Raw genomic sequence first — 12,979 nt, forward strand, 5'->3', positions numbered from 1 at the left:
CTGGTGCGCTGGGCCAGCACGCCCACGATCAGGCCCGCAATCAGGCTGATCACGATACCGCCGCCCACGGTCATCGTTGGCGATTCGCCGGTGCCGATGTGTCCGCCGCCGCCGACAAAGATCGGGCCGCCAGGCTTGAACGTCGGCAGGATAATCAGCAACGCCAGCAGCGTCAGCATGGCCGCGGGCATCAGCAGGCCGTTGATTGCGCGTTGGGGCACGGCGCGGCCGAAGTCGAACCCGGTGCGCAGGAAATAGACTCCGCCGAGGATCCCCAAGGTAAAGCCGACCAGCGCCACCACCGCGTTGAGATCGCCGCCGCCCAAGCGCAAAATCATCCGCAACGGGCAGCCCAGGAAGACCAGCGCGCCGATCATCACGAACATCCCGGCGATAAAGCGCGCGAACGGGGCCGATCCGCCCTTTGGTCGAAACTCGCGCGTAATCAGGGCCGCGCCGAACGCCCCAAGTAAAATTCCCAGGATTTCGGGTCGCAGCCAGGCCGCGCTCCACGGGTGGTGTAGGCCCAGCGCGCCGGCGATGTCGCGCTCGAAACAGGCGATGCAGAAACCCATGTTGGGCGGATTGCCCAGCCGGACCAGAATCACGGACAGCACGCCGATCACCGCGCCGGCGACTCCGATCAGAACATAATCCTTTTTCAACGGATTTCTCCTCTGTGGATACTACAAAGTTGGACAGCTTCCCAAACGGGAACCCGTTTTTCAGCTTTTACGGATGGGGATATCTGGGGGGAAGCGGCGCTCAGCCGATGGGAACGGCTGCGACGGATCGCGGCTGCGTCGAATACTTCCAGGCCTGACCGGCCCGGTCGCCCGGGCCTCACGGTCCGCTCTCTCGTCGCGTGGGACTATCCGGGCGCAACGTCGCATCGAGCAGCCGCGTGCAAACGTTATGTGGGTCCGGATAGCTCACGTGAGTCCTTGAAAACAGATTGAGGGAAAATAGCACAAACCGCGAATCCGTCAAACGCTGTTATTCACGAGTTTTAAGCCGGCGGGCCCTGGTTGAGATGTTGGGTGATGAAGTGCTGTACGCGTTGCCGGTCGGTCTCGCGGATCGAGACGAACTGCATTGCCACCTGCCCGCCGGATTGGTCGGCCGCGAGCTGCTCGCAGCGCACCACGTCGGCGATGGCCGAAATCGGGATCGGCCTTTCATCAAAGTCGTAGATCTCGATCCCGACTTTCATGCCGATCGGCAGTTCCTCGTTGGTGATTACGCGAATGCCGGTGGTCGAGATGTTCAGCGGCAATCGCCCCTGCTCGACCTTCTGGTCGTCCAGGCGCAGGATCCGCGCCGGCAGCACTGCGTCTACCCTCATGCTCCTGCGGCGTTCAATCCCTTTTGGTCCGTAGCTCATTTTATGCACAAGATAGATTTGTTATCGAAAGGTTTGTATCTCAAAACCATAGCCCGATGCAAGTAAAAGCCAATGAAGATTGGTTTTGCTTTTTTTATCAACCCTTTTTCCTTCGATCAGCGGCCGGGGGCGCATTGGGCGCCCCCCACCTCTGATGAACCCGATACCGAGCAGACTACTCGATCTTGAACTCCACGCGGCGATTCTGCGCCTTGCCCTGCGCCGTGTCGTTGGTCGCAATCGGTTTGTCTTCGCCGTAACCGATCGCCTGAAGTTTATTGGCGTCAATGCCCTTGGACACTAAGTAGGCCAAAACCGACTCAGCCCGCCTCTGGGACAACGCCTTGTTCATCTGGGCTTGGCCGACACTGTCCGTGTGGCCTTCCACCATAATCTTGTCAAACTCGCACATCCCCTGGATCTGCATAACCACGTCATCGAGCACGGCGTACGACTTGGGAAGGATCGTGGCCTTACCCGAGGCGAAGTACACCGCATCGGTCAATTGGATGTGCTTGAACAAGGCGACGTTGACCACGTTCTCGGTCGCGGGAGCGATGAGCGTAGCGACCTGCTTGGCGTCGTATCCCTCGGCGCTCACGGCGAGGGTCGCGTTGCCGCCCGCGATCTCCTGCTTGACTGGATTGAAATAGTTCATGCCGCCGACGGCTACTGTGGCTGCAATCGGTGCGCCAGTGCACTTGTCGGTCACGACCACCGTGAAGGTCGTCAGCTTGGGCACCGCCACGGGTTGCGGAATTTCAGGGCACTGTGGGCATTCGGGGCACGGCTTGGGCGCGCCGGTCTTGCCGAAATAGATGTTCAAACCGGCATATGCGCCCACGTTGAGCTTGCCGGTGACGCCATCGTCGTCAACTGTTTTATCGGCGTCGTAATCGACCTGTTGGGCGCCGGCCCCGTAGCTGCCCATGGCGCCGATGTCGAAGGCCACGTGCTTGTAGGGAAAGAGTTTCACGCCAACCTCGAGTCCGCCGAAGGGCCCGAACAAGTTGCGGGTGTAGTTATCCCCATCGGATTCCTCGTAGACCACGCGGTCCACTTCGCCCTGGACGCCGACCAGGGGGCCCAGGTAGGGCATCACCCAGTTGTTGGCGTGCCAGTTGTAGTTGTAGTACAGGGCCGCCCGGTAGTTGCCTCCAGTGGTATGCACGTTGGTCGATTCCACCCCCTGGGCCTCCGGGTCGATCCTGACGAGCGTGTCGGTCAGTCCGGCCAGCACATGGAGGCCGACGTCGTGATGGCCGTTGATCAGCCATCCGAGCTTCATTCCGTACAGGCTCGATCCCAGGACCCCACCGGCATTGACCGTGGTGGTCGTCTGATCGACCTGCTTATCCTGATCCACGGTAAAGATCCCCAAGTCGAAGATCGTCACCCAGCGCGGATCGAGGTGGAAGACGGTCCCGGCCGGCAGAAGGTTCTCTGTCGTCGCATCGTCTTCCGCGAAAGCTGCGCAGGGCAGCACAATGGCTGCCGCCAGAACCGCAATGACAAGCACGTTCCATGGTTTCATGACTAACCCCCATTTTGTCGTCGTATCCTGTTCGTGCCGCGTCGCCCCCGACTGTTTCGATACGCTGTCAGCTCCCTGTCGGTTTGGGACGATTAATCCTTCCCCTTGGCCATAATCGGGTAGACGATCCCGGCGAGCGCCGCGCCGACGAGCGGCGCGATCCAGAACAGCCAGAGCTGCCCGAGCGCCCAACCGCCGACGAAGAGCGCCGGGCCGGTGCTGCGCGCCGGATTGACCGACAGATTCGTGACCGGAATGCCGATCAGGTGAATCAACGTCAGGCTCAAGCCGATGGCGATCGGTGCGAATCCCTTGGGCGCGCGCTCGTCGGTTGCGCCGAGAATGATAATCAGGAACATGAACGTCAGCACCACTTCGGCGACCAGCGCGGACGCCAGGTTGTACCCGCCCGGCGAGTGAGCGCCGTAGCCGTTGGAAGCGAAGCCGCCCTCCAGGGAGAATCCGGCCTTGCCACTGGCGATGACGTAAAGGACCGCGGCGGCCGCGACCGCACCCAGCACCTGGGCGATCACGTAGGGCAAAATATCGCGCGCCGGAAAGCGCTTGCCCACGAACAGCCCCAAAGTGACCGCGGGATTGATGTGGCACCCGGAGATGTGACCGATGGCGTAGGCCATGGTCAACAGGGTCAGACCGAAGGCCAGGGCCACGCCCGCGAAGCCGATTCCCAGCGTCGGGAATGCCGCCGCCAGCACTGCACTGCCGCAGCCTCCGAACACCAGCCAGAACGTTCCGATGAACTCTGCCAGAGATCGCTTGCCGATCGGCATGTCGTGCTCCTTCTAAAAAGGTTTGTGCACCCGTACCGCCGCCGGCCGGTCGGCGACGGCACGGCCCTGTGCAATCAGAAGAACGAGATGACCAAAGCGTTAATCCAGGTGTAGCTGGCGTATTCAGCGTTGATCAGCTCGGGCACATCGTCGGTATCCACGTCGCCGTCATCGTCGTAGTTGACAACGTTCCCCTCTTTATCCAGACGCTCGATAAATCCCGGTGTGTTGGTGTAGGTGATCGCAAAGGAGGTCTTGAACGACAGCGCCTGGCTGAGCTTGAAGCTCAGGCCGGTCGTCGATTGGGCGGTGTAATCGTCCTCGTCGGCGAGGTTGAGCCGCACCGAAGCCTCTTCGCTGAACAACATGTAGCTCTTAAGCGGCACCTCGGCGATCAGTCGCGCCAGAGCGTTGTGTGTGGGCTCCCAAAAGTGAAACTCGTCGGTCTCGATCTCCTTCTTCTCGATCCAGCGCGTGTCCACGAAGGCGTAACCAAGTTCGGTCTTGAGCACCGAGTCGCTGATGCCCAAGAAGCTGTAACCAACGCCGACCTCGCCCAGGTACCGCGTCCAGAAGCCGGAGAACTCGTCGGACTGATAACCCAGCAGGCCCCAGAGGTACGGCTTCTTGTTGCGCAGTAGGTAGCCCTCGAACTTGTACTCGCCGAAATAGCTGTTGGCGTTGAGGATCGGATCGCCGTCCGGATAGATCACGTTGCCGTAGGTCACTCCGCCCTTAAGCAGGTGGTTGGTCCACACGCCCTCGCGCGCGCCCTGCAGCTCGCCGACCAGACTGTTGGTCTTGACGTAGGCCGAGGTCATGGTATAGCCCAGCGTGCCGCTGGCCGACCACTTGGGGAACTGATCGCCCTCGGTCGCCTCGTCCTGGGCGATTGCCGGGACCGCGATCAGCAGCACGAGAATCGTCATCGCAGAAATAAGCTTGAAGTGCTTCATACGTATTTCTCCTCTCGAATGTAAAGTCATTTTCAAACCACGGCCCGCTCGGGCAGCCCGTGGTGATGCACGTCGACCTGCGGGAACGGGATCTCAATCCCATTCCGATCCAGCTCCTCCTTGATCGCGCGGTTGACCGCGAAAAACACGTCCCAGTAGTGCTCGGTCTTACACCAGGGGCGCACCACCAGGTTGACCGACGAGTCGGCCATTTCCACCAGCTCGATCATCGGCGCCGGATCGTCGAGCACCATTTTATTGTGGTCGAGCACGCCCTTGATCGCATCGCGCGTCTTGCCGATATCCGCGGAGTACGATACGCCCACGGTCAGGTCGACGCGGCGGGTGTCCAGGGCCGTATAGTTGGTCACCGAGCCGCCCCAGATCTTGCCGTTGGGAATCACTATCTTCTTGTTGTCCGGGGTGGTCATGGTGGTGGCCATCATATTGATCTCCTTCACCACCCCCTGGTGCCCCCCGGCGTCAACGTAGTCGCCGATCTTGAACGGCTCATTGAGCATGATCATCAGCCCGGCCGACAGGTTGCCCAGGGTCTCCTGAAAAGCAAAGCCCACGATAAAGCCGGTGACCCCCAAACCGGCGATCAGCGGTGCGATGTCAACGCCCAACCGCGGCAGGGCCAACATCAGCAGCACCAGCCACAGCAGCTTGTTCAGCACGTTGAGAATGAAGCGCGACAGGGTCTCGCTGACCCGATTGGACTTGGAGAACATCACCTTGGTGACGCGCATCAGCGCCCTGATCACCAGCCAACCGGCGAATAAAATTATAATGAACACTATGATATTGACCAGGAAGTTCGCCCCGTTGGTAATCAACCATTCCTGCCCCTTGTCGATCCATTCCATGGTATTTCCCTTTCTGCAAAATTCCATCGGCAACCGTAAGACCGGCTATTGACGGCCTTATCGCCGAATTAGGACGGTGCTTGCATCGAGATTTCGATAGTAATGTTGATTGTCATTACAGCCTGTAGACCCCTCACAACTCGGATCATATTCGGCGGCACTAACATCGGAATATGATTATCATCATGTTTCCGTCAAATATTTCTCGATACTTGCGCACTTGAGTCCGATACGCAAGTGCTTTGTTATAACCGTTTACAATTAGGAGCTTATCGGGAAACTATAATGTGATACTTCATTTTTTACTTGCCATCTCTTTCTTAATGTGAGATTTTTTCGCTAGCTTTGCACTTGCCCGCTTGGGCGTTGATTTGGGGGTCTGATGGGCATTGACACGGAACAACCGGCGGTACAGCAGCAAAACGTGGTAGTGCTCTACAGCCTGGACCGGGATTGGGACCGGCAACAGGCCGACGCTGCGATTGCCAATGCCGTCTCGGTCGCCGACGCGCTGGAGCAGGCGGGTATCGAATCGCGGCTGATGGCGATTCACGACGACATCTTCAGCGCGCTTTCGCACCTGGATCCCAACGAGCTGGTGTTCAATCTGGTGTGCTCCCTGCACGGGGTTCCCAACGGCGACGTGCTGGCCGCAACAATGCTCGAGGAGTCGGACCTGGCCCATACCGGCTCGGACTACGTGTGCCTCGATCAGTGCCGCGATAAGTTTCACCTCAACAGCATCTGCCGCTCCGTTGGCATCCGCGTGCCCGAGGCCACGTTGGTGCTCGACGAGGACCAGGATCTGAGCCACGTACAGCTGCCGGCGATCGTCAAGCCCAACCACGGCGCCCGCAGCATGGGCATAAACGTGGACAGCGTGGTCTACGATCACGATACGCTACGACAACGAACCGGCCGGGTCTGGCAGGAGTACGGCCAGCCGCCGGTGGTCGAGAGTTACATCGCGGGGCGCGAACTGCACGTGGCGGTGCTGGGCAACTCCCAGCGTCGGATCCTGCCGGTAATCGAGATCTGCTTCGAGGGCCTGCCGCAGGACATCCCGCAGATTCTCGGCACGTCGTGCCGCTGCCCGGCCCAACTGAGCAAACAGCTGCGGCGCGAGGTCGAGCTCTCGGCGTTGCGCGCGATGCAGATCGCCGATTGCCGCGATTACGCGCTGGTCGAGTTCCGCGTGGACAGCAACGATCTGCCGCACCTGATCGAGATCAATCCCAACCCGGACTTCGGCCCGGGTTCGGCTTTCGGCCGCGCGCTAGACGCGGCAGGCATCGGGTTGGACGACTTCGCCACGCGGTTGATCCGCTGGACGACGAACAGAGTAGAACGCTCCGGGCAGCTTAAGGCTGGGTTCGGAGCTTAGCCGGGGCGAGCCCCGGGTCCGCTAACCCTCCATACATTACCCTCCTGCAAGGGCGCCGCCTGGCGGCGCCCGTCTGTGCGCGTCTGGCCCGCAATATCAAGAATCAGGGGTAGAGCTTGGAGGATTACCGGCCGGAGCCGACGAGCCGACGGGGGAGCGAGCGTAACGGGGCGAGCAGAAACTTGCGAATAAAGTAGCTCAGGTCGCGCAGCAGCCCGCCATTGCGCAGGTCGAACCACAGCCGTTGCATAAAGTAACTCGGCCGGAAGTAGAACTCGCGGTAGAAGCGGCGGTAAGCGTCCTTGATCTGGCGTTCGCCTAGGTTCGGGTGCTCGAAGGTCAGCGGCCCGAAGTGGTGGAATGTGTAGCGGTCCCAGTCGTATGAGAGGATCCGTCCCTGCTCCGACCACTGGTCGAACACCTGCGACCCGGGCAGCGGCGAGAGGATCGAAGCGCGGGCGAAGTCGGGCTTGATGCGCTTGGCGAAGTCGATTGTGCGCTGCATCGACTGCTCGGTCTCGCCGGGCAGCCCGAGCATGAACAGTGCCACACTCTCCAGCCGGTGTTTACGGACTTTTGCAAACGCTTGTTGCACGCGCTCGAGACTAAAGCGTTTGCCCACGGCCTTGAGCACCTCGGGATCGCCGGACTCGACTCCGAATTGGATGCGGTAGCAGCCGGCGCGCCGCGCCAAATCGAGATACTCGTCGTCGAGATTCTCCACGCGAATACCGTTGGCCAGCTCCCAGTGAATCGGCCGGTCCAGCTCGAGGATCCCGCGGCAGATCTGTTTGGCGCGTTCCAGGTCGAGGGTCAGGCCGTCGTCGACAAAGTGGATCTCCTGGAAGCCCAGGTCGATGATCCGCGAGATCTCCTCAACCACTCGCCCCGGGCTCTTGGCGCGCCACTTGTGACCGAAGACGCGGTTGCTCGAACAGAACACGCAGCGGTGCGGACAGCCGCGGCTGGTCTCGAGCATGGCGATGCGCCGCGAGCGCCACAGCGGCTGGATCACGTCGAAGCGCTCGAGTGAAAAGAGGTCCAACGCGGGAAACGGCAGCTCGTCAAGATTCTGGAGTTGTTCGCGCGGCTGGTTGACCTGGACTTGGTCACCATTGAGCCAGGCCAGACCCGCGATGCTCTCCAGTTCCGCGCCGCCCAGCAGCTCGACCAGCGTTGCCTCGCCCTCGGCGATGATCGCCACGTCGAACTCGCCTTCGAGCAGCGCCTGCTCGGGCAACACCGTAACGTGCACGCCGCCGATCAGCAGCCGCGCCTCGGGCCTGAGGCGGCGCACGCGGCGGCCGATCTCGAGGGCCACGGGAAACATCTGGGTATAAGCGCTGACCCCGACATCGTGCGGCGCGAACTGCTCGAGCATCGCGTCCAGATCGCCCAACACGTCGTCGGACACGCGCATGTCAAAAATCTGCACCTCGTGCCCCGCATCGCGCGCCGCCCCGGCCAGCGAGGCCAGATTGATCGGCGGACACAACGGCGCGGCGATCAACAAATCGTCGTAGATGTTGGTCAACGATTTGGGATTGATCAGCAGCAGTCGGCGTTGTTCGGTCAACCTATACCGCAACTTCCTATCCGGGCCGCTCTCGCGTCGGACTGTTGGACCGCGTTCACCACATGTTGTTATGGGATCTTTTCTACCGCATCTGAAGGAAAAAATCAGCAACCATGATGATCGGCTCGGATTTATCAGCGATCGACCGGCTGCTCCCGATGCTCCTGGATCCAATCGACCACCAGCCGGGCGATGATGCGGTTGCCCTCGCCGGTGGGGTGCACCTTGTCGCCGTACTGGAACAACCGCTCGTGAAACGGGTCCTCGCGGAAGATCGCCGCCAGGTCCAGCAGCGGGCAGTCGCGGCGCGCTGCCACGCGGGCCATGGCCTGCTGATAGCTTTGATAACGCTGTTGGTCGACGAGCGAGGACTTGGTCGGCTCGGTGATCAGCAGCACTCTGGCGCCGTCCTCCGCGGCCAGGGCCAGCAGGTTGTCCAGATTGCTCTCGAAGTCCGGAACCGGCACCCCCTGGCTGTAATCCGGTGAGTCGTCACGCCGACTGACGTCCCACAACATTCGCTGCCAGAGCTTCAAGAATCCTATATCGGGCATCAGTTCCCGTTCCTGCGTGTGTACCGCGAACAGCGGCTGATCCACGTCGAACCCGCCCCCGGGGACTGTTAACGCCTTGATCGCACTAATCAGATTTTGTCGGCCGTCTTTTCCGGTGGAGAAGTGATAATCGTTGAATCCGGTCATGATCAGCAGGTAGTGCGGGTTGTAGCGCCGCACGTAGCGCGCGTAATAGGCCATGATGTTGGCCGAGTCATAACCAAAGATCCCGGCATTGAGCACCTCGTAGCGGCGGTCGCCGCTGTTGAGCATCTGCTCGGTGAAAATCGCGATGGTCTCCTCGTCGTCCAGGCCGAAGCCGTAAACCGCAGAGCCGCCCATCCAGATCACACGCGTGGTGCCCTGCGCGGGCTCGGGTGCAACGCCGAAACGGTCGCGGAAGCCGATGCAATCCGGTGCACAGTCGGCGTCGGCCAGCGGAATCGACGGCAAATTGAAATAGAGATCGTACATGGTCGTGCGGCCTACCTGGTATCGCGCGGGCCGCATCCGTTGCGCGTAGTCAGTAAGGTAGATCCCGTTGAATGAGGCGATAAACAACAGCGCGCTAAGCAGCATCGTGGTGTTGAAGCGCCGGACCAGGCCCGCGTTGAACCACACCATGCAACACAGCCCCAGCGCCAGCACGAGCTGCACTCCCCACTCGGCCATGGTCGAGCGCATGATAAAGCGCGGGGCCGCAAACACGATCGCCAGCTCCAGCGCCAGGCCCGCGACCCCCAGGACGACCAGCATCCGCAGCAACGCGCGGCGATCGATCCCTCCCAGGACGATCATCAGGCCCCACAGCGCTACACACAGCGCCAGAACCACGGGGGCGCGAGCGCCCCAGAACAGTCCGACGAATACGCAGTAGCCCACAGCCGCGACAACGGCCGGGAGCTTGACGATCAGCGGCGGCCGCCGACCTGCGACGCGCTCGAACAGGCCCGCCGCGCCTAGCACCCAAAAAATCCGACCCGCGATGAACAGCGAGAGCAACAGCGGCGCCAGCAGGTTGAAGTGCGGCCCCTCAGGGCTCAGCAGGCAGACCAGCCCCAAGGTCGGCAGCCCGGCCACAAAGTTCGCCAACAGCACGCGACGCGGCCGCAGCGGCAGCAGCCGCGGTTCGATCAGATATTCCAAAGCTACCGTCACAACCCAGACCGCCAGGATGATTACGTGGATCGGGTGCATCGTCAGCCCGGATTATCCATCGATGAGGAATGTCACTGGGATTCGATCACTCCGCGCACCGATTCGATACGCAGCTCTCCGCGGCGCACGCTGAGCAGCATGGTCTGTTGCGTGCGAGTGCGCACCGGCCTGCCCAGCAGCACGCCGGACTCCTGGACCGTGCTGCGCACCGTGGCTTGCGAGCCGTTGATTACAACTTCGTCGATCGTCGAGCTGATGCTGTATTGGTCGAGCAGCAGCATGCCGCGGCGGTTGAGCTCGAGGTAGTCCTCGACCGGATAGCTCTCCGCTACGCCGTTGTTGACCATCTGGATCTGCGCGTCGGGCCAGAACAGCGCGCGCAGCTGGTCGATATCGCCCTCGCGGAACATTTGCTCGGCGTCGGCGTAGGCCTGGCGCACCTGCTCCTGGGTCAGCTCGGGGCCGCAGGCCGCGATCAGGCAACAGGCGAGCAAAGCACTGAGCACCAAGATCGTCTTGATAACCGGCATCGGCAAGGTCTTCTCTCCTTTTATTGACCTGAGCAGTATAGATGTTTCAGCCATTGATGATAACGCGGCCCGCTCGCTTTTACCCGCTGTGGGGTTTAATATTTATCTGGTCGGGGGTGGAATAAGGAGCCCGAATTGAGAACCAAACTTTGGCTAATAATCACGATCATCGTCCTGACGCTGGGCCTGGCCTCGTGCGCACCGCGCACCGCCCTGCACGAGGCGTCGCAGACCGGAGACGTCGAGCAGGTGCAGAGCCTGATCGACAGCGGCACGAACCTCGACCGGATCTCGCGCGACGACCAAGCCGACGCGGCCCTACATCGTGCGGTGGGCGCCGGGCACCTCGAGATCGCGCGCGAGCTGATCGCAGCCGGGGCCGACGTCAACGTGCGCACCGGCGCCTTTGGCTGGACCCCGCTGCACATTGCCGCGGCCAAGGGGAACGACGAGATGGTCGGGCTGTTGCTGGACTCCGGGGCCGAGGTCAACGCCACCGACGAGAACCAGCACACGCCGCTGGACTACGCCCTGGCCAAGGGCAACGAGCAGACCGCCGAGCTGCTGCGCCAACGCGGCGGCCGCCTGGGCGGCGCTGCGGATCGTTAGCCCAGAAATTTTCGGCTCGTGCCGCGGCGCACGATCGGCTCGCAACAACGCCGCGATCATCGTTAAAGTCAGTCGACACTTTCGCCCGATCATCCGCGTTATAATGCAGCGGTTTAATCAACACGGTGGAGGATCGGGTGTGAAAAGCGGATTTATTCCGGCAATCGCGCTGGGCGTGGTGCTGCTGCTGGTCGGCAACGCGGCGGCGGCCGATGATAAATACGACTACTCGATGCGCGCCTACGTCAGCTGTTCAAGCCACATCGACGTGATCTGGAAATGGCTCGAGCCCGAGAGCCGCGAGGTCGTCTTCAACACCTTCTCCTCGCTTAGCGGGCTGATGTACCTCTACGACGGCGAACGTCCGGCCAACGACAATCCGGTGCATTACGTGCAGTCCACGCCGGTGTTCTATCGCTGGCTGGCCGAGGATCACCCCGAGATCATGGCCGACGTACACTTCTGGTACGACCGCGGCCAGTGGCATCCCATCGGCGGCTCGTGGGTCGAGTTCGACGCGCAGATCCCCTCGGGCGAGTCGCTGGTACGGCAGTTCCTCTACGGTCAGCGCTTTTTTATCGACGACTTCGGCGCGCCGTGCAGCACCGGATTTTTGCCCGACAGTTTCGGCTACAGCGCGACCCTGCCGATGATCATGTCCCAGGCGGGCATTGACTCGTTCTCGTTCTCCAAGCTGGGCTGGAACGACACCAACGACTTCCCGTTCCACGTCTTCGACTGGATCGCGCCCAGCGGCTCGCAGGTGCGCGCCTACCTCACCGTGGGTCAGTACAACGAGTACATCGACGAGGCGATCCTTAAGGCGCGAATGCAGAAGATGCAGGACTACCACCCGGGGATCGAGTCGGTGCTGCTCTTCCTGGGGGTCGGCGACCACGGCGGCGGCACGTTCAAGCCCTGGATCGACCGGCTGATAAAGCTGCGCGACGAACAGGGGTACGACATCGTCTTCGGCCCGCCCGAGCTGTTCTTCGAGGATCTGCTCGACGACCCGGAGGTCGAGCGCTACAGCTGGCAAGACGAGCTGTACCTCGAGACTCACCGCGGGGTCTACACCAACCGCGCGCGGGTCAAGCAGCACAACCGCGACGCGGAGCTGGGGCTCGAGACGGTAGAGAAACTATGGGTGATCGCCTCGGACCTGGGCGCGCCCTGGCCGCGACAGACGTTGGACCAGGCCTGGCGCAGCGTGCTGTTCAACCAGTTCCACGACATCCTACCCGGCAGCTCCACCGAGGAGTTCTACTCCGGCCAGTACGAGCAGCAGATGGGCGCGGTCGAGCAGTCGCTGGACGAGCTCTCGCAGTGGGGCATGCAGCAGTTGGCCGAGGCGGTCGATACCTCGTTCGCCACGCAACTGGGCGCGTCCAAGGTCTACCTGGTGTTCAACCCGCTGAGCTTTACCCGCGACGCGCTGGTCGAGCTGACCCAGGACCCGCCGCTGCGCGGCTGGCAGGCCTACGGGCCCCAGGGCGAACCGCTGCTGGGCCAGTGGAGTGAAGAGGCGCGACGGATGCTGGTGCGCGTCACCGATTTGCCGCCGCTGGGCTGGAAGGCCGTGGCGCTGGTCGATGGCGAAATAACTGCGAGCGGCGGGGTCCGCGCCGAGGGAA

The 12,979-nt window shown here is 61.7% G+C and carries 12 protein-coding genes; 3 read left to right on the plus strand and 9 right to left on the minus strand.

The window, feature by feature from the left end; all coding sequences use genetic code 11:
• The 6 genes from yedE to P9M14_05190 all read right to left on the minus strand — a co-directional run.
• On the minus strand, window positions 1–665 hold a 665-nt coding region (yedE, locus tag P9M14_05165), incomplete at its 3' end, for a YedE family putative selenium transporter (GenBank protein ID MDP8255117.1).
• A gap of 344 nt (window positions 666–1,009) precedes the next feature.
• A complete protein-coding gene (locus P9M14_05170) occupies window positions 1,010–1,384 on the minus strand; it encodes a PilZ domain-containing protein (protein MDP8255118.1) in 375 nt (124 codons plus the stop codon).
• A 175-nt stretch (window positions 1,385–1,559) separates the two neighbouring features.
• Window positions 1,560–2,918 carry an OmpA family protein gene (locus tag P9M14_05175; protein MDP8255119.1) on the minus strand — a complete coding sequence of 453 codons (1,359 nt, stop codon included), beginning with the start codon at window positions 2,916–2,918 and terminating at the stop codon, window positions 1,560–1,562.
• Window positions 2,919–3,010: 92 nt separating this feature from the next.
• Window positions 3,011–3,709, minus strand: a complete 699-nt coding sequence (aqpZ, locus tag P9M14_05180; GenBank protein MDP8255120.1) for an aquaporin Z — start codon at window positions 3,707–3,709, stop codon at window positions 3,011–3,013.
• A 74-nt stretch (window positions 3,710–3,783) separates the two neighbouring features.
• On the minus strand, window positions 3,784–4,665 hold the full coding sequence (locus tag P9M14_05185; GenBank protein ID MDP8255121.1) for a DUF481 domain-containing protein: 882 nt from the start codon (window positions 4,663–4,665) through the stop codon (window positions 3,784–3,786).
• Window positions 4,666–4,697: 32 nt separating this feature from the next.
• Window positions 4,698–5,534, minus strand: a complete 837-nt coding sequence (locus P9M14_05190) for a mechanosensitive ion channel family protein (protein MDP8255122.1) — start codon at window positions 5,532–5,534, stop codon at window positions 4,698–4,700.
• Between the two features lie 382 nt (window positions 5,535–5,916).
• Between P9M14_05190 and P9M14_05195 the strand changes: the two genes are divergently transcribed.
• Window positions 5,917–6,918 carry an ATP-grasp domain-containing protein gene (locus P9M14_05195; GenBank protein MDP8255123.1) on the plus strand — a complete coding sequence of 334 codons (1,002 nt, stop codon included), beginning with the start codon at window positions 5,917–5,919 and terminating at the stop codon, window positions 6,916–6,918.
• A 124-nt stretch (window positions 6,919–7,042) separates the two neighbouring features.
• Here P9M14_05195 and P9M14_05200 read toward each other — a convergent pair whose 3' ends face one another.
• The 3 genes from P9M14_05200 to P9M14_05210 form a co-directional block, all read right to left on the minus strand.
• A complete protein-coding gene (locus P9M14_05200) occupies window positions 7,043–8,506 on the minus strand; it encodes a radical SAM protein (GenBank protein MDP8255124.1) in 1,464 nt (487 codons plus the stop codon).
• Between the two features lie 122 nt (window positions 8,507–8,628).
• Window positions 8,629–10,245, minus strand: coding sequence for an SGNH/GDSL hydrolase family protein (locus P9M14_05205; GenBank protein ID MDP8255125.1), 1,617 nt, complete (start codon window positions 10,243–10,245; stop codon window positions 8,629–8,631).
• Between the two features lie 32 nt (window positions 10,246–10,277).
• Window positions 10,278–10,736 (minus strand): nuclear transport factor 2 family protein, encoded by a 459-nt coding sequence (locus tag P9M14_05210; GenBank protein ID MDP8255126.1) that lies wholly within the window; start codon window positions 10,734–10,736, stop codon window positions 10,278–10,280.
• A gap of 135 nt (window positions 10,737–10,871) precedes the next feature.
• On the opposite strand from P9M14_05210, the gene P9M14_05215 reads away from it, so the two are divergent.
• A complete protein-coding gene (locus P9M14_05215) occupies window positions 10,872–11,345 on the plus strand; it encodes an ankyrin repeat domain-containing protein (GenBank protein MDP8255127.1) in 474 nt (157 codons plus the stop codon).
• 139 nt (window positions 11,346–11,484) lie between these two features.
• The coding region (locus P9M14_05220; GenBank protein ID MDP8255128.1) for a hypothetical protein at window positions 11,485–12,979 on the plus strand (1,495 nt) is incomplete at its 3' end.

It is taken from the genome of Candidatus Alcyoniella australis, assembly GCA_030765605.1.
GTDB lineage: Bacteria > Lernaellota > Lernaellaia > JAVCCG01 > Alcyoniellaceae > Alcyoniella > Alcyoniella australis.